The sequence below is a fragment of the Pseudomonas sp. Sample_14 genome, assembly GCF_004307515.1.
GTDB classification, from domain to species: Bacteria; Pseudomonadota; Gammaproteobacteria; order Pseudomonadales; family Pseudomonadaceae; genus Aquipseudomonas; species Aquipseudomonas atacamensis.
This window is the reverse complement of record NZ_RCOC01000088.1, coordinates 94,023-109,866: the sequence shown is the minus strand read 5'-3', so window position 1 is coordinate 109,866 and position 15,844 is coordinate 94,023. Positions and strand designations below refer to the sequence as shown.

Genomic DNA, 15,844 nt, shown 5'->3' with positions numbered 1-15,844 from the left:
TTTTGCTGGTCTGGTTTTTTACGGTTCGCCGCGCTCAACCATCGCGCGCCATTGCTGCACACTCGGACGTTGCTGCATGCGCGCGTGCCATTCGCGCAGTGCCGTGCAGTCTTCCGGGACTTCCAGCTCAACCAGCGCCGAGAAGATCATCCCGCCCAACACGGCGATGTCCGCCATGGAAAAACTGGTGCCGGCCACGAACGGCTGATCACGCAGCAAGTCGTCGAAATAGCGCATGCCGCGCACAGCCTTGTCCCGCATGCGCATGCCCCATTCGGCGTTCTGGTACAGCTCCACTTCCGGGCCAAGTCCCGGGGTTGCATGGTGGAAATACACGCTGACGGCATCGAGAAATTCAATCTCGGCACGCTTGGTCAGCATGTGGATCCGTCCTTGCTCAACCGGTGTGCGGCCGGTGAGGACAGGGTTGCCATCGAGAACGTCCAGGTATTGCGTGATGGCCGTGCATTCGGCGAGCAGCGTGCCGTCTTCCAGTTCCAGCACTGGCAGCGTTCCGGAGTAGTTCAAGCGCAAGAACTCGGGGTTCTTGTGTTCGCCTTTCCACAGATTTACCGAGACGAATTCGGTGCGGGCCAATAGCGATTTTTCCGCCAGGGCGATGCGCACGCGGGCCGGGTAAGGGCCGTTGTACCAGTCGTAGATTTTCAATGCGGAAATGGAGTGAGCGTCGTTTTGAGTCGAGTTAGCGGTCATTTCAGTTGCCCTGCCTGTCAGTTGGTAGGCAAAGACTGCGACCAGAATTTATTCCTGTCAATCCCCTACCTGCCAATTGGCAGGTAAATCTTTCGCGGGTACACTCCGCCCCATTGACCGATAGTCAGCGAGGACACAGACATGAGCGTGAACGCACGCGAAGCGATTCTGGACGCCGCCAAAACAGCGGCGCAGACCCACGGCTACAACGGCATCAACTTCCGTAGCATCGGTGCAGTGGTGGGTATCAAGAACGCCAGCATCTACTACCACTTTCCCAGCAAGGCCGACCTCGGCGCGGCAGTCGCCGAGCGTTACTGGCAAGACGCGGCCAAGGCGCTGGACGGCATTCGTGAGGCCAATCCCGAGCCGCATCAATCCCTGAAGTTGTACCCGTCGATCTTCCGCACTTCGCTGGAAAACGGTAACCGGCTGTGCCTGGTCAGCTTCATGGCTGCCGAATACCAGGATCTGCCAGACCCGGTGAAGGACCAGGTGAAGAAGTTCGCAGAGGTCAACATCGAGTGGCTGACCCAAGTGTTGATCGCTGCAGGAGCTGCCGACGAAGACAGCTGCAAGGCGCGGGCGCGGGCGATTTACGCGGCAGTGGCTGGTGCGCAGTTGATTGCACGCAGCCGAGGGGATATTGCGTTGTTTGATGAATTGATCGGCAGCTACGAAAGCGCCGGGCTGATTTCGGCGGATTTCGCTGAGTAGCTTGCCACTCGTGCCGAAATCCACTGCCTGCTGTAAGCCAGCACATGGTCAGCAGTGGCGGTGGGGAAGTGGATGAAGCCATGCGGACATTCCGGCAGCACGTACATCTCCACCGGCGCCGCGTGTTGCCAGCACTCGGCGATGAGCCGCGTGTCATCCAGCAGCGGATCGAGCTCACCGGCAAACAGTAGCGCTGGCGGCAGTCCGCTGAAATCACCATACAGCGGCGACAGCGGTGGCTGGCGTCGTTGTTCGTCGCTGATATCCGGCGTGAGCAGGCGCAACGCTTCGACCATGCCGGGGCCGTCGAGCACCAGAGTATCGGCGGATGCGGTGCGTACGCTGGGTGTGCCGGTCAGGTCGTAGACGCCGTAATACAGCAGCGCGCCGCAGATCCGTTGCAGCAGTTGCGGCGAAGATTTGAGCGCGAGGAGGGTGGCGGCCGCCAGATGCCCGCCGGCCGATTCACCGACGACGACTACGGGCAGCCCGGCAAATTCGCCATCGTTCAAGATGCCGCGAGTGGCGCGCAGACAGTCGTCCAACAAGCCCTCGATTGGCGTCGAAACGGCCAGCCGATAATCAACCGACACCACCGCCACGTCGCAGGTGTTGACGATGGCGATGTTGAAGTTGTCGTTCATCTGCGCATTGCCGATCACCCAGCCGCCACCATGGAAATCCAGCACCACGCCTTTGGCTTTGCCCTTGGGGCGGATGATGCGCACGGGCACCGTGTCGATGATCTTCCGTTCGGCGGTCAGCCCATGCTGGCGCAGCTTGCCGTCGCCGCCGAGCTGACCCGCCCGCAGCAACGCCTGAATCAGCCGTGGGGTAAGGCGATTGCGGATCTTGAAACGCGGCAGCCAGGCGAGCTTTTTGTTGAACGCGCGAACCTGCGCCAGATCGCGCTCGCCTTGCGGCCATGGGAAGTCGCTCACAGGCGATTCTTCATCAGAATCGAGGCGTTCAGCGCCGCCGCGACGCATAGCCACGCCAGATACGGGAACAGAATCAATCCGGTGACCACGTCCAGTTGCAGTGCGAGTACCACCATCACGGCGACCACCACCCACAGCACCGCCAGAATCACCAGCGCCGCCAGCACCTGATGCGCGCCGAAGAACACCGGCGTCCACAGCGTGTTCAGGGCGATCTGTGCGGCCCACAAAGCCAGCACCGTTTGGCTGCCGGGGATCAGACTCAAGCGATAACCGGCCCAAGCCAGCAGCAGGTAGATGATCGTCCACGCTACGGGAAAGGCCCAGTTGGGCGGGGTGAAAGAGGGTTTGGTCAGCGATTCGTACCACGGGCCGGGTTTGAACATAACGCCAGTGGTTGCCGCCGCCGCACAGGCGAGAAGGAAGATGAAAAAGGTCATTGCCAGTCCTTAGCTGTGATCAGCTGTCATGGAGAGTTAAGAAGAGGACGCTTCGCTGCGCAAAAAGTTTGTTTGCAAACGCAAAATGGCAGTCAGGTTGAACTAAAAGCTGACCGTCGCGTCAGGATAAACACTGCCTTTTCCCACCGACGCGGACGACATCATGTACACCTATCACATCGAATACCGTTTCAATGGCGAGCCTCGTACTTATCTGCTCGAGCTCAAGGAAGCGCAACTGGCCGAGCACGACGCGGCGATGCATCTGCTCGAATTGCATCTGGGCGATGCCGAAAACAGCCTGGTCATGCCCACGGCGGATTCGACGCCAGAACAGATTCTCGAGCAGGCCGAGCGGGTAGGGATTACACATATCCGGGTGGTCAGCCGGACCAATTGACCTTCGAATGCGGCGCAGGCGTTAGCAGAATGTGCTCTGGATTCAGGCCATGCGCCGCAATACCAGCACCATCCCCGCGCCCACGAGGCCCATGCAGGCGATCAGCACGGGAAAGGACATCCACCACGGAACGCCGGACGTCATCATGCTGAACTCCGACATGCCACCGATGCCGGCGATCAGGTTCAAGGGAAGGAATACGACGTTGATCAGCGTCAGCTTGCGCAGCGCCCGGTTCATGCTGTTGTTGGCAAGGTTGCCGTGGGATTCGATGAGGTTGGCGAACACCTTGGCGTGAATTCTGGCCTGCTGGAAGCTTTGTTCGTTTTCCACGATCAGATCGTTCAGCGCAGCCAGCTGACCGTCGCTGAAGCCCTGACGCTGGCCGTGGTTGCGCAGCAGCGTCAGCACCGCTCCGTTACTTTGAATCGCATTGACGTAGTACACGAGGCTTTCGCTCAGGTTGTACATCTGCGCCAATTGCTGATTGTCCATCGCCCGGGTGAACTGCTGTTGAATCTCCCGCGCGATCTGTTTGACCACGCGCAAATGCCCGAGATAGTGATGAACGCTTTCAGCGAGTAACGCCATCAGCACGTCCAGCGGCCCGGTCATTTGCGCATCGTGCTCCAGCCCCGAAAGCAGCGAGTTGCTCGCACAAATGACCACCAAGCGTTTTTCGCTCAGCACCACTCCGAAGGACGAAACGTTGAATGCGCGCCCGTCGAAGCTTTCCGGGCGCTTCCAGATCATAAACAGGTGATCAGGCTTGACCTCGATGCGGGCCACTTCGTCAGGGTCCAGCGACGACTCTATCGCTTGTGGGCCAATGCCCAGGCGTCTGTGCAGATCCAGTTGCTCGGCTGCGTCTGGGGCGACACACAGCCAGACAGTCGCCTGTTCTCCAGATGTCCTGTGCAGGGCGCCGCAATCAATGCAATAGCCTTCAATCATTGCTCACCACGCTTGGCCACGGTGTTTGAGCTCGAGCCTTTGCGTGAACGCTTGCAGCACGCGCCGATAAAGTTCGTCGCCCAGTACCGCGTCTTCGATACCCGCATCGAGGTTGGGGTTGTCGTTCACTTCGATGACCAGCACCCGATCGCCCGCCTGCTTGAGGTCGACGCCGTAGAGGCCGTCGCCGATCAGCCGCGCCGTCTGTACGGCGAGCTGCACGACTGCGGGCGGGGCTTGTTCGACGGGCACCGCCTCGCACATTCCGTTGATCTCGCCGGGCAGCGCCTTGTGGTTGTAAATCTGCCAATGCCCCTTGGACATGAAGTATCTACAGGCATAAAGCGCCTCGCCATTGAGCACGCCGACGCGCCAGTCGTACTCGGTGTAGCAATACTCCTGCGCGAGCAGCAGCACCGAGTGTTCGAATAACTCCTGTGCGGCTGTGGCCAGCGCTTGTGCATCGGCGACCTTGATCACACCCCGTGAAAAGCAGCCATCGGGGATTTTCAGTACCAACGGGAAACCGAGGCGACGCCCTGCGTTTTCGAGTTCCTGCGGACGATCCTTGTAGAGGATTTCCGTTGCCGGCATGCCCAGCCCGCGACGCTTGAGCAGGTCGGCCAGATAGACCTTGTTGGTGCAACGCAGGATGGACGACGGATCGTCAATCACCACGAGGCCTTCGCTTTCAGCCTTTTTCGCGAACCGATAGGTGTGATCATCCACTCGCGTGGTTTCGCGGATGAACAGCGCGTCGAATTCAGCAAGACGTGCGTAGTCTTTTTTCTCGATCAACTCGACATCGATACCCAGCTGTTCCCCCGCAGCGATGAAACGCTGCAATGCCTCGGGGTTAGACGGCGGCAGGGCTTCGTCAGGATCATGCAGGATGGCCAGGTCGTAGCGGGCCACACGTTTGGAAGCGGGCTGACGCCACGTTCTGCGATTGAACGCGTCCAGTGCGTCAGCGAAGACATGCTGCTGTTCGTCGCGAAGCTTGTGCAGCGCTCCGGCTTTGATGCCTGCGATCTGCCAGCTCTCACCACGGCGGAATTCCACCAGCAGGATAGGGCAGGGGAACGCCTCGAACAGCTGACGGCCGATCTCTTGCAGCGGCTCGATCGAGGCCTTGCCGAAGTACAACGACAGCGTGAAAGCCTCGGTTTCGCCGTATGGATGGTTGGCCAGCGCCCGCTCCAGGGTGCGTTGCAGATCATTCAGCCCGACCCCGTACAGCGCTTTGCGCGCCAGCTCGCTGACGGTGCGCACCGAGGGAAAAACCTTGTGCCCACGCGCCTCGGCGAGCAATGAGCAGTAATAGCCCTGACCGAGGTATTTGTAATTGCGGCAGAGGTTGATGACCTGGGTGCGATGAGGAAAATCATCGCTGTGTTCAAGGTAATCCTGAGCCAGCATCAGGCTCTCGCTAGGCAAGTAATCAGCCCAGTCATCCTTGCGTTCGACCAGTATGAGCAATCGACTTCCCGAGGGTTTGAGACTGGGAGGTTCCTCGCTGAGGGAGATTGTCGAATGCTCGGTTTTGTCTAATACTTCGTTCACGTTGGCTTGCACCGCTGACATGAGTAATGAATCCCTGTTGAAGAAGACGCCGCTTCAATAAATCACGGGCCTTTCGGTCTGTCCCGGTTCGTTACTCAAACTTTACGGTGCGGTCATGTCTTTTGATTTTCGCTTTGCATCCATGGACGATATCGACGATCTGGTCGAATTGGAGCGGGTGTGTTTTACCCTCGACCGGTTGAATCAGCGCAACTTCAGCTGGATGCTCAGTCGAGCGAATGCCGCGTTGATTGTTGTCACCTCGGGCGCAACTCTTTGCGGTTACGCGCTGGAGCTTTTTCACCGAGGCACCTCTCTTGGACGCCTGTATTCGATTGCCGTCAGCCCTGCGTGGCGCGGACATGAGCTTGGCCAGCGTCTTCTGGAACAGGCCCAGGCCTGCGCATTGGCGCGCAACTGCGCATGGCTGCGGTTGGAGGTGCGCGCTGACAACAGCGCTGCCATTCGCCTCTACGAAGCCAACGGCTATCAGCGCTTTGCCAGTGTCGAGGACTACTACGAGGACCACTGCGAGGCGTTGCGCTACGAGAAACGCATCCTGCGCGAAACACCAGCGCCCGCGCGCCAAGTGCCTTACTACCAGCAAACCACCGAGTTCACCTGCGGCGCCGCGTGCTTGCTGATGGCCATGTCTGCCATCGATTCGAGCCGCGCCATGACCCGAGCGGAGGAAATCCAGCTATGGCGCGAGGCGACCACCATTTTCATGACGGCGGGGCACGGTGGCTGTAGTCCTCAGGGTCTGGCATTGGCGGCCTGGCGGCGCGGTTTCGATGTGCGCCTTGAGGTCAGTCACGCGGGCTCGCTTTTTCTTCACGGCGTACGCAGCACGGAGAAGAAGTCGATCATGAAACTGGTCGAGGACGGCTTTGCCCAAGACCTGGCGGCCACGCAAGTCGAGCAGGTGCTGGGTGAGTATCTGCAGATCGGCGCTGCGTTGGCGGCCGGATACAAACCGCTGGTGCTGATCAGCAGCTACCGATTCACCCGCTTGAAAGCGCCGCATTGGGTCATCATCACGGGGTGTGACGAGGACTTCGTCTACTTGCACGATCCTGATGTCGACCACAGCAAACTCAAGCGCGGGCTGGACTGCCAGCACTTGCCAGTCAGTCACCAGGAATTTCTGCGCATGACGGTGTTTGGCGTCCAGCGGGTTCGCGCTGCCGTGATGCTGCGCTCCCGTTGAGGAACGGTGGCTAGGCGCCGAGCACTTCCTCGCCGATACAGTAGCGATCCCTGCCTTTCTGCTTCGCGGCATAAAGCAGTTTGTCAGCCGACTCGATAAGGGTGGCGGGGCTCACTTCTTGTTCGGCCGGTTTGCCAACCGCAATACCTGCGCTGGCGGTGACGTGACCCAGCGGATGGGCTTTGTGCTCCATCCGCAAGGATCGAATGGCCTCAAGAATTTCCTGCGCCACAAGCGCCGCCCCGCGAATATCGGTGTTGGGCAGCAGCACGGAAAACTCCTCGCCGCCATAGCGCACGGCCAGATCACCCGGCCGTTTTACTGCTTGCGCAATCGCCTGTCCGACAGCGCTCAGGCAATCGTCACCCGCCGCGTGCCCGTAGCTGTCGTTGTAGAGCTTGAAGTGATCGACATCGATCATGATCAGTGAGATCGACGAACCCTGACGTCTGGCCAGGCGAATTTCGTCAATCAAAGCAGTGTCCAGTCGCCGACGGTTGGCCAGCCCGGTCAGGCTGTCGGTCAACGCCATGTCCTTCATGGCCTGATGTGCCCGGCGCAGATCCTTTTCCATCACCATCCGTTGACGCAGTTGCCTCAACACAATCAATCCGAAGACCGTGAACGCGGTAATCACCGACATCAACACGAAACCGGTTTTGATCAGGTCCCAGCGCCACGGCGCAATGATCGATTCGCGGGAAAGGCCGGTTTCGACCACCAGCGGGTATGTGCTTAAAGCTCTGTAGCCATACAGACGCTGGGTGCCGTCGACGACCGCTCGGACCTCGGCGATCCCTTGACTGGAAAAGGGCAGGTAGTTCTTGAACACCTCACTGTCGGCGAGACTCTGACCGATGACCGAAGCGATGAAAGGACGACGCACGAGGATGGTGCCGTTGCGCAGCGCCAGCACCAGGGCACCCTTGTCGTCGATCTTGAAATCGCCGTAATAGTCGACGAAATAACTGACCTTGATCGTCCCCAGCAGCACGCCGGCGAAGGAGCCGTCCGGGTTATTCAAGCGGCGGGAAATCGGGATGATCAGGTCGTCTGTGGATTTGCTCTTGACGACATCACCGATACGCACGTTTCGATCAGTGTTGGCGCGGTGATATTGGAAGTAGTCGCGATCGGCATTGTTCGCCGGGTCGGGGATCATTTCCTTGTCGGTGACGATCCATTTGCCGTCCGGGCCGTAGATAAAAAGTCCATGCAACTGCGGCATCAATCTGGCCTGCTGCACCAGCAAGTTGTGGATGCGCGGTACGTCTATGTTTTGTAGGCCATCACCTTCGACGCGCTCGCCCAAAGCGGCGGTCAGCACATCGACCTGGCGGATGGCGTCCTCGGCATGTTGCGCGGTTGCCCGCGCGAGGTTGGTGACCGAATCACGCGCCGACGAGAAGGCTGCATGATAGTCACGCCAGGTTCGCCAGCCCTCCACGCCGAGAAACGCCAGAATGACCGTCAGCATGAAGATGACTGTCAGGCGGAAAGCGGCGATCTCGCTGGCAGCTTTGATGGGAGCGGTTTGTGCGGCGTCATGCCCCCGGGTTTTGGGCATCTTACGACCGAGCATTTGAGGGTCCTTATGCTTGTCATCTCTCATCTCTTGAAAGATGACCATCCTTTTCCACTTGGAATTCAATTTACTGCCTTGGCCAGGCGGTCGCGATTGGATCGTTCCAAGCCGTGCCGGGTCAACATCTGTAATTGAAGCGCGCCTTGAGGTGAGACTTGTGAGCGAAATCATCACCGCCGGTGACTTGAACATCGACCTGCACAATGCCAACGAAACCGGCCTGTTCAAATGGCTGCTGGCGAGTTTTCTGATGGGCAAAAGGATTCAGGGCGCCATCGCCGCCAAGGCGTATCAATTCATAGTAGAGCAGCATCACAACGACACCCCGCAAAAGCTCGCGCAGTGCACACACCGTCAATTGGTGTCGATGCTGGGGCAGGCGGGTTACGTTCGCTACGATGAAAGCACGGCGTCGCGACTGCTCGCGCTGGCCAACAAGCTCAACAGCGAGTACGCCGGTAAGGTCACTAACATCGTGGCGGCGAGCGCGGACCGTAAGGCGCTGGAGAAGCGCCTGTCCGAGTTCGAGGGGATAGGGCCGAAGACCGTTGAGATCTTCATGAGGGAAGCGGCTGCGGTGCTGTTTTGAATGCCCGATAGCGAACCAAGGCTCACATCGTAAAGAAGGTTGCCGCCAGTTCGCTCATCAGGATCAGCGTTCCGCCGGCGAATATCGCACAGCCCAGCAGAAACTGGAGTCCCGGGGCTACGCTCAGGCTTGAGGGGAAGCTCAGGTTTTTATCAGTTCTCATGTCGCGCTCCTGTTACCGATGAAAACTTTCAGCCACATCGATGGAACGGTTGCGCTGCGCCAATACGCGCTTGGCGACCACCGGCATCGTGGGCAAGGCGTCGTCGACGGCTGGATGTGCGTCCGCTGGCGGGACGGCAGTCTCCTCAGCGAAATTATTCGGCAGCAGGGTGCCCAGGCCAAATACATTCACCGCCATGCTGACTTTCAATCCCCGACAGGCCTGTTTGCAGTCCAGCTCAAAACCGGCGTATGCGTGCTCCATCAAACGTTGAAAATGTTCAGAGGTCAGTGCCAGGACTTTGCTGTTTTTCATGTTGATCACCTTGAGCAGGTGGCGACCCCGATCCGGGGCCGCCGGACGGGGTTCAGACATCTTTGCCTTGCACGTAACCGGAGCCCAGATCAGCACCGGTCACCGGCTCGCTGAGTGGGTCAGACGCCGTGCGGATCTTCATGGCTTCCAGGACCTCAGCGTCGTCAGCAGGGAGGCTGACGGTCGCCAGACCGTCACCGCCGTCAACTGCCGGCTCTGGAGTTTCCACATATTCCCAAACGCCGCCCTCGTTCCACGGACCACGAACGTTGGGCTCGCCAGACATGTTGAAGTACTTGTTGGTGAACTCCGGCATGCCCGGCAGTTTGCCCTGCGGGAAGTTCGGCTGGATCGAATGCAGGGCTTTTTCGAAGGACTGTTGATGGGCGATTTCCCGCGTCATCAAAAAGCCCAGCGCCTCTTTGACGCCCGGATCATCGGTGATGTTGATCAAGCGTTCGTAGAGAATTTTCGCCCGCGCTTCGGCTGCGATGTTGGAGCGGAAGTCGGCGGTCGGCTCGGTGATCGAGTCAACGTAGGCCGCCGTCCACGGTACGCCAGCGGAATTGACCAGAGGCGCGCCTGCGCCATAAAGCAGGCTGGTGATGTGCGAGTCATTACCGGCGCCATTCAGCGCGCGGTACAGCTCGCCTTCCTCTTGAACGCCCTCTGCCAGTTGGCCCTTGGCGCCTTTGTTGAGCATGACGATGATCGAGCCGACCACCTCCAGGTGACTCAACTCTTCGGTGGCGATGTCCAGCAAAAGGTCTTTGCGCCCCGGATCTTCTTCAGCCAAGGCTTGAGTGAAATAGCGCGCTGCCGCGGCCAGTTCGCCATTGGCGCCCCCGAATTGTTCCAGCAGCAGATTGGCCAGACCCGGGTTGGGCTCGGCCACGCGAACGGTGTACTGAAGTCGCTTGTTATGTATGAACATTCAAATTTTCCTCAGACCAGGCTATCGCGCCTTGCCCTTGTGGGCGTTGGCGCATGCATAGTTTGTGAGGAGGGCGCGCAGCAGAAATTTCGTTTTTTGCCGAGTGGCAGGACGGGCGGCAGAGGGCGGAAAGTTCCGTAAACAGGACGGTTGGCTTAGCCACGTTCCTCGACCAATGTGGGAGCGAGCCTGCTCGCGAATGCGGTACGTCAGTCACCGATTTGGCGGCTGATTCAGCGCTTTCGCGAGCAGGCTCGCTCCCACCTTGGTTCGTTTGCAATCAAGCGATTTTAAGCGCCCTCAGCACAGGCAGCGTCTGCTCGGCAAACACCTGCGCCTGTGCGGTCAGCGCGGCGATGTTGGCTTCAGCGGTGAGCAGCGGCTGGCCATTGTCGACCAGCACTTCACCTTGTTCGCTGATCACCCCCCACGCCAGTTGCGCCCATTCGGCCGGCTGCTGTTTGCCTTGCTTGATCGAGATCAGGAACAACTGCTGGAAGCGGCTGACCGTCACGCCACCACCGGTGACCGGGCTGGCCAGGGTCTGGATGTTGGCGCCGTACAGCGAGCGTTTGCACAGTTGCAGATTGAGCGCGGCGCAGCGACCGCTGACCTGCGCCTCGGCGGCCTCGCTTTGGCACGGAGCGACCGCGCCCATACCGATCAGCACGGCCAGGGCTTGTTCGAGGTCGTCGTAAGCCATTGCAGTCTCGGAGAGCAATTGGCGCATGGATTTGGCCGCATAGTTCTGCGCCGCCAAGGCATCGAGCACCGGGCCGTAGATTTCCGCTTGCAGGGTCGCTTCGCCGGCAGGACCGGTGACCGAACCCGCGACAGTTTCCCAGGGTTGCAGCAACGCGAAACGGCTGTGCAGCATTCTCGCCCGGCGTTCGGCAGCGGACAGGCGCGTCGCGCCACGCACGTACAGATCGCGGCGGAAGTGCTGGTTGACGAAGTAGTCCCGCGCTTGCTCGCGCATGATCGGGTGTTCGATGGTTTCCAGAAAGTCCATGCCTTCGGCGCTCAGGTTGAGCGGGTCGATTGAGTCTAGCGGCACTGCCGTGGTGGCGTAGTCGAGTTTGGCCGGGGCCAGCGCGTCGACCATGTCGGCGAAGTACATGCAGTTCCAGTCGCGGTTGAAATATTCGTGGGCGACGTAGTGACGATCCTGGCCCTTGATGCTTTGCAGCCGCGCGCCGAGGCTCGGTGCCGCCGCGGCATACTTCGGATTGGCCGCGAGCAGCGCTTCGGAAAACTCCAGTGCGGCGTCAATACGCTCATCGGAGCGCGCCGAGGCATTGGCGAAACGGTCATGCAGGCTGAACAGATTGCGCAGCGGCGCCGACGGCGACCAGCCGGGGAAGCAGTTGTAGCTGACGTAGAGCATGCCGCCCGGTTTAAGATGACGGCGGGCGAATTCGACGATCAGTTTCTGGTTGTCACGGCTGACCCAGGTCCAGATGCCATGCAGGCTGATGCTGTCGAACTGCGGCAGATCGTTGCGCGCCAGCAGCTGTTCGAAACTGTCGTCGTACAGGCGGGCGCCGTTGTTGGCGGCAGTCGCGAGGTCGATGGCATGGGCCGCCATACCCGGATGAAAGTCCGTACCGACAAACGAGCCCGGGTTGGCGGTGGCGTGGATGTTGATCGACACGCCCTGACCGAAGCCCAGTTCGCAGTGCATACCGTCGTTGCTTTCCAGCGTGGCGAACCCGCGCAACAACAGGCAGTAACGCAGGAACACCGGATTGATCTCCCGGCTATAGCTGTAGGTGTAGCCTTCGTCGGTGAAATAACCTTCGTTCCAGGCGTTGCTCATGGGTACAGCCTCTTGTTCTTGAAAGTGATGGCAGTCTTATAAGGGGTTGGCATTGCGCGCGACAAATTGAAAAAACGGATACTTCCCCAAACCCTGTGGGAGCGAGCCTGCTCGCGAAAGCTTTTTTTCAGTTTGAATATAATCGGCTGACACGCCGCTTTCATGAGCAGGCTCGCTGCCACAGGGATCTTCAACATATCCAAGCAGGATTGATGGACCGATCACGCACTCCACGGCCCATTCGCGCAGGCATTTTGTAGCCAGCCGAAACTGTCATATTCCCTCCCACTCGTCTGCCCATAGTGACCAGCCCAACGCTGATTTCATGAGGCTGCACTGTGTTCCAACGTCTTCTGTGTTCGCTGTCCGTTCTGAGCCTGTCCATCGCCGCTGCCCACGCGGCCGAGCCTGTCACCCTTGATACGCCGCGCTTGTCCGGCATCGACAACTTTCGCGACATCGCCGGCATCACCACCGCGTACTCCACCGCCCACGACGGCGTTATGCGCAGCGGCGTGTTCTACCGCTCCAACGCATTGACGCCGTCGGCGGCGGATCTGGCGACGCTTAATGGTCTCGGCATCAAAGCCATTTACGACTTGCGCACGCCCAGCGAAATTGCCGCCACGCCTGACACGATGATCAGCGGCGCGGCCTATCGCAATATCGACATCATCGGTAGCACCACCTCGGGTGCGGACATCACCAATATCTCGTTCCACAGCGCCGCCGAGGCCGTGGCGATGATGGAGGACACCAACCGCGCTTTCGTCAGCGATGCCGGCATGCGCGGGCAGTTCGGCCAGTTGTTCAATGAGTTGGCCAGTGTCGACGCCGCGCAGCTGTTCCACTGTACCGCCGGCAAGGACCGCACCGGCTGGACCGCCGCCGTGTTGCAGAGCATCGCTGGCGTCGATGAGGCGACGATCATGGCCAATTATCTGGCGACCAACGACTACACCGCCGCCCGTGTCGCCGCGACCTTGAAAGCGCTGCCGCCGAGCATGGCCGCTGTCTACGAGCCGCTACTCGGGGTGCAGGCCAGTTACTTGCAGGCCGGTCTCGACCAGGTCGCCGCCGAGTACGGCAGCATGGACAACTACCTCAAGCAGGGCCTCGGTCTGTCCCAGGAAACCATTTACGTACTGCGCGGCAAACTGGTCGAGTACAACAGCTTGCCGGGGCAGGCCGGGCTGGTCGGCAACGCCGCCGCTGGTGCCGAATTGCTGCGGCAGTTGCAGAACTCCGAGCTGTCCGGCACCTACAGCGCCTACAACTACTACCTGCAATCGGCGATCGACGCCGGCACTCTGGGCGGTGTCGAATCTCAAGTCGGCGGTCAGGTCCACGCTGATGCGGCCAGCTACCTGCTGCGGCAGAACGCGATGATCGAACAAGCCGCCGCACCGTTCGCCAGCGGCAGCGATTTGAAGGTCGGCCAATACCGCCTCTGGAGTACCGCGCTTGCCGGCTACCTCGGCACGGACGGCTCGGCCCACGCCGAGAGCAGCAACGAACACAGCCAGGGCCTGATGCTCGGCATCACCCAGCGCTTCAACGAACAACTCAGCGCACGCGGCGGCTTTGGCTACAGCAAGGGCAGCGTGGGCGGCGCGGGTGGCGAGGCCGATACTGACTTCACCTTCCTCAACCTCGGTGCACGTTACGGCTTCATCAGCCTTGAGCGCGGCTTGTTTGTCGACGCCAACGCCAGCGCCGGTTATGTCGACTACGACAGCAAACGCGAGCTTGGCGGTGGCCTCGGCACTGCCAAGGGCGACACTCACGGCAATCTCACTGGCGCGACCGTGGCGTTGGGTTATCGCCTGCCGCTCAGCAGCGTGATTGTCGAACCGAGCCTGGGCTTTCGCGTCAGTCATCTCGACTTGCAAGGTTTCAAAGAGAAGGGCAGTGAGCTGGCGCTCGACGTCGATGGCATCAAGCAGACCCGCCGTAGCGCGGTAGCCAATCTCGACGTGTCATTCGCACCAGTGGCCATGGGTGCGTGGCAGTTGGTCCCGGGTGTTCGCGTGGGCTATGAACGTGCGCTCGGCAATCAGCAAGTCGACAGCGAAGGCCAGCTGCTGGGGCTGGATATCGAGCAGCGCGCGGCGTTCGACAATCGCGACCAGTTCAGCGGCGGCGTTAATCTGATGGCCAACCTCGGCGCCCTGAGTGTAGGCGCTGAGGTCGGCGCCAACGGTGGCGGTGACAGCCATGGTTTCAATGGCGGACTCAAGGCCAGTTACGCGTTTTGAACACAGCGAGCCCGGCAAATTGCCGGGCTCATGCGCTCAAGCATGCTGCGCACGCGAAGGTTGCTGTGTGCGTGCCGGCTGCGCGGTGGGGTCGGGCAGGGAGGCGACATGCACGGTGCGCGCCGGGAAGGCGAACGTCGCGTCCAGCTCGGCCACCGCTTCCATGATTGCCAGATTGATGCGTTGCTGCACGTCCATGTAGACGTTGTAGCTGGCGTCCAGAACGATATATACCGTCTCGAATTCCAGCGCGCTCTCACCAAAACTGCGGAAATGGCAACGGTCGAAGCGGGCCTGTTTTTCGTTCTTGATGATGCTTTCAACGCGTTGAGTGATCTGGCGGATCTGTTCGCTGGTGCACTCGTATGTCAGACGAAACTCGAACACCACTCGACGCTCCTGCAAGCGTTTGTAGTTCTGAATGGTGCTGCCGATCATGTCGGCGTTGGCCATGACAATCTGCTCACCGCCGAGACTGCGGATGCGCGTGGTCTTCAGGCCGACGTGCTCGACCGTACCGGCCAGCGTGCCGACGACGATGAAATCACCCACCTCAAACGGCTTGTCGACGGCAATCGACAGCGAGGCGAACACGTCGCCGAGAATGTTCTGCACCGCCAGCGCCACCGCGATACCGCCGACACCGAGGCTGGCGACGAACGCAGTGATGTTGACGCCCAGGTTCGACAGCATCGCCAGCAGAATCACCGCCCACAGCAACACCTTGACGCCCCACAGGCTCAGGGTCGCCAGGGCGCTCGCCTGAAAAGTGCCGGTCGCGTTATGCCGCGAGAAATACCGATGCAACCCCAGCGCCAGCGCGCGGTTGGTCCACAGGCCGACCTGCAACGCCGCCACCACGAACCATAAACTGCTGACCCGCCCGAGCCAGCGCTCCGGCAAATCCAGCAAACCGATACCGACCAAGATCGATGCCAACAACAGCAACGTGGTGCTGGTCGCCGCCAGCACTTCGCTGGCCATGTAGGTCAGATGCCCATTGCCGGCGCTGGCCCGCGCCTGCACCTTGCGGAACACGAAACGGATCGCCGTGGTGGTCAGCAGATAACTGAGCGTCGCGGCGAGAAATGCCAGCACCCAGTTCGCCAGTGAAATTCCTAAAATCGTGTGAGCCGTGAAAAAGCCGATGAAATCCTCGGTCATGGAAACCCCCTTGCGAAGCCTGCACCGACGCGCGCAGAAACGCACCGTCGGTCGCAGCCAGGTAAACGCCGCTTGAAT

General features: G+C 60.1%; 16 protein-coding genes. 5 read left to right on the top strand and 11 right to left on the bottom strand.

Features of this window, described 5'->3' with window-relative positions:
* Positions 1-18 precede the first annotated feature (18 nt).
* Positions 19-714 (bottom strand): glutathione S-transferase, encoded by a 696-nt coding sequence (locus tag D8U61_RS21095; protein ID WP_130888037.1) that lies wholly within the window; start codon positions 712-714, stop codon positions 19-21.
* A gap of 141 nt (positions 715-855) precedes the next feature.
* Here D8U61_RS21095 and D8U61_RS21090 point away from each other — a divergent pair, with 141 nt between their 5' ends.
* The gene (locus D8U61_RS21090) at positions 856-1,431 is read left to right on the top strand and encodes a TetR/AcrR family transcriptional regulator (RefSeq protein ID WP_130888036.1); all 576 of its coding nucleotides are present in this window, start codon (positions 856-858) and stop codon (positions 1,429-1,431) included.
* Here the strand turns inward: D8U61_RS21090 and D8U61_RS21085 are convergent.
* Together D8U61_RS21085 and D8U61_RS21080 are read right to left on the bottom strand one after the other, a co-directional pair.
* Positions 1,389-2,372 carry an alpha/beta hydrolase fold domain-containing protein gene (locus D8U61_RS21085; protein WP_241663642.1) on the bottom strand — a complete coding sequence of 328 codons (984 nt, stop codon included), beginning with the start codon at positions 2,370-2,372 and terminating at the stop codon, positions 1,389-1,391. The two genes, D8U61_RS21090 and D8U61_RS21085, sit on opposite strands and share 43 nt — an antisense overlap.
* Positions 2,369-2,812 carry a TspO/MBR family protein gene (locus D8U61_RS21080; RefSeq protein ID WP_016774353.1) on the bottom strand — a complete coding sequence of 148 codons (444 nt, stop codon included), beginning with the start codon at positions 2,810-2,812 and terminating at the stop codon, positions 2,369-2,371. The genes D8U61_RS21085 and D8U61_RS21080 overlap by 4 nt, the downstream gene beginning before the upstream one ends.
* A gap of 163 nt (positions 2,813-2,975) precedes the next feature.
* On the opposite strand from D8U61_RS21080, the gene D8U61_RS21075 reads away from it, so the two are divergent.
* Positions 2,976-3,212 carry a hypothetical protein gene (locus D8U61_RS21075; RefSeq protein WP_016774354.1) on the top strand — a complete coding sequence of 79 codons (237 nt, stop codon included), beginning with the start codon at positions 2,976-2,978 and terminating at the stop codon, positions 3,210-3,212.
* Between the two features lie 42 nt (positions 3,213-3,254).
* On the opposite strand, the gene D8U61_RS21070 is transcribed toward D8U61_RS21075, so the two are convergent.
* Both D8U61_RS21070 and D8U61_RS21065 read right to left on the bottom strand, forming a co-directional pair.
* Positions 3,255-4,166, bottom strand: coding sequence for a magnesium transporter CorA family protein (locus D8U61_RS21070; RefSeq protein ID WP_130927602.1), 912 nt, complete (start codon positions 4,164-4,166; stop codon positions 3,255-3,257).
* Positions 4,167-4,169: 3 nt separating this feature from the next.
* Complete coding sequence (locus tag D8U61_RS21065; RefSeq protein ID WP_122750706.1) at positions 4,170-5,750, bottom strand: RimK family protein; 1,581 nt, start codon at positions 5,748-5,750, stop codon at positions 4,170-4,172.
* A 94-nt stretch (positions 5,751-5,844) separates the two neighbouring features.
* On the opposite strand from D8U61_RS21065, the gene D8U61_RS21060 reads away from it, so the two are divergent.
* Entirely contained in the window at positions 5,845-6,939 is a 1,095-nt protein-coding gene (locus tag D8U61_RS21060; protein ID WP_130927601.1) for a GNAT family N-acetyltransferase/peptidase C39 family protein, read from the top strand.
* Between the two features lie 10 nt (positions 6,940-6,949).
* Here D8U61_RS21060 and D8U61_RS21055 read toward each other — a convergent pair whose 3' ends face one another.
* The gene (locus tag D8U61_RS21055) at positions 6,950-8,521 is read right to left on the bottom strand and encodes a sensor domain-containing diguanylate cyclase (RefSeq protein WP_130927640.1); all 1,572 of its coding nucleotides are present in this window, start codon (positions 8,519-8,521) and stop codon (positions 6,950-6,952) included.
* Between the two features lie 160 nt (positions 8,522-8,681).
* Here D8U61_RS21055 and D8U61_RS21050 point away from each other — a divergent pair, with 160 nt between their 5' ends.
* A complete protein-coding gene (locus tag D8U61_RS21050; protein ID WP_130927600.1) occupies positions 8,682-9,113 on the top strand; it encodes a DNA methylase in 432 nt (143 codons plus the stop codon).
* Positions 9,114-9,135: 22 nt separating this feature from the next.
* Here the strand turns inward: D8U61_RS21050 and D8U61_RS27845 are convergent, their stop codons facing one another.
* The 4 genes from D8U61_RS27845 to D8U61_RS21035 all read right to left on the bottom strand — a co-directional run bounded on the left by D8U61_RS27845 (position 9,136) and on the right by D8U61_RS21035 (position 12,344).
* A complete protein-coding gene (locus D8U61_RS27845) occupies positions 9,136-9,276 on the bottom strand; it encodes a hypothetical protein (protein ID WP_177433357.1) in 141 nt (46 codons plus the stop codon).
* Positions 9,277-9,288: 12 nt separating this feature from the next.
* A complete protein-coding gene (locus D8U61_RS21045; RefSeq protein WP_130927599.1) occupies positions 9,289-9,651 on the bottom strand; it encodes a hypothetical protein in 363 nt (120 codons plus the stop codon).
* Complete coding sequence (locus tag D8U61_RS21040; protein ID WP_110599202.1) at positions 9,644-10,525, bottom strand: manganese catalase family protein; 882 nt, start codon at positions 10,523-10,525, stop codon at positions 9,644-9,646. Before D8U61_RS21040 ends, D8U61_RS21045 begins: the two co-directional genes overlap by 8 nt.
* A gap of 280 nt (positions 10,526-10,805) precedes the next feature.
* A complete protein-coding gene (locus D8U61_RS21035; RefSeq protein WP_130927598.1) occupies positions 10,806-12,344 on the bottom strand; it encodes a class I SAM-dependent methyltransferase in 1,539 nt (512 codons plus the stop codon).
* Positions 12,345-12,682: 338 nt separating this feature from the next.
* Here D8U61_RS21035 and D8U61_RS21030 point away from each other — a divergent pair, with 338 nt between their 5' ends.
* Positions 12,683-14,602: a tyrosine-protein phosphatase gene (locus tag D8U61_RS21030; protein WP_130927597.1), complete on the top strand. Its 1,920-nt coding sequence runs from the start codon at positions 12,683-12,685 to the stop codon at positions 14,600-14,602.
* A gap of 36 nt (positions 14,603-14,638) precedes the next feature.
* On the opposite strand, the gene D8U61_RS21025 is transcribed toward D8U61_RS21030, so the two are convergent.
* Positions 14,639-15,766: a mechanosensitive ion channel family protein gene (locus D8U61_RS21025; protein ID WP_130927596.1), complete on the bottom strand. Its 1,128-nt coding sequence runs from the start codon at positions 15,764-15,766 to the stop codon at positions 14,639-14,641.
* Positions 15,767-15,844: the final 78 nt, after the last annotated feature.

What these genes read in the sequence shown, in the direction of transcription:
- D8U61_RS21060 (WP_130927601.1), top strand. Translation starts at nt 5,845, where the DNA reads ATGTCTTTTGATTTTCGCTTTGCATCCATGGACGATATCGACGATCTG.
- D8U61_RS21070 (WP_130927602.1), bottom strand. Translation starts at nt 4,166, where the DNA reads ATGATTGAAGGCTATTGCATTGATTGCGGCGCCCTGCACAGGACATCT.
- D8U61_RS21095 (WP_130888037.1), bottom strand. Translation starts at nt 714, where the DNA reads ATGACCGCTAACTCGACTCAAAACGACGCTCACTCCATTTCCGCATTG.
- D8U61_RS21045 (WP_130927599.1), bottom strand. Translation starts at nt 9,651, where the DNA reads ATGTCTGAACCCCGTCCGGCGGCCCCGGATCGGGGTCGCCACCTGCTC.
- D8U61_RS21055 (WP_130927640.1), bottom strand. Translation starts at nt 8,521, where the DNA reads ATGCTCGGTCGTAAGATGCCCAAAACCCGGGGGCATGACGCCGCACAA.
- D8U61_RS21090 (WP_130888036.1), top strand. Translation starts at nt 856, where the DNA reads ATGAGCGTGAACGCACGCGAAGCGATTCTGGACGCCGCCAAAACAGCG.
- D8U61_RS21080 (WP_016774353.1), bottom strand. Translation starts at nt 2,812, where the DNA reads ATGACCTTTTTCATCTTCCTTCTCGCCTGTGCGGCGGCGGCAACCACT.
- D8U61_RS27845 (WP_177433357.1), bottom strand. Translation starts at nt 9,276, where the DNA reads ATGAGAACTGATAAAAACCTGAGCTTCCCCTCAAGCCTGAGCGTAGCC.
- D8U61_RS21065 (WP_122750706.1), bottom strand. Translation starts at nt 5,750, where the DNA reads ATGTCAGCGGTGCAAGCCAACGTGAACGAAGTATTAGACAAAACCGAG.
- D8U61_RS21040 (WP_110599202.1), bottom strand. Translation starts at nt 10,525, where the DNA reads ATGTTCATACATAACAAGCGACTTCAGTACACCGTTCGCGTGGCCGAG.
- D8U61_RS21025 (WP_130927596.1), bottom strand. Translation starts at nt 15,766, where the DNA reads ATGACCGAGGATTTCATCGGCTTTTTCACGGCTCACACGATTTTAGGA.
- D8U61_RS21035 (WP_130927598.1), bottom strand. Translation starts at nt 12,344, where the DNA reads ATGAGCAACGCCTGGAACGAAGGTTATTTCACCGACGAAGGCTACACC.
- D8U61_RS21075 (WP_016774354.1), top strand. Translation starts at nt 2,976, where the DNA reads ATGTACACCTATCACATCGAATACCGTTTCAATGGCGAGCCTCGTACT.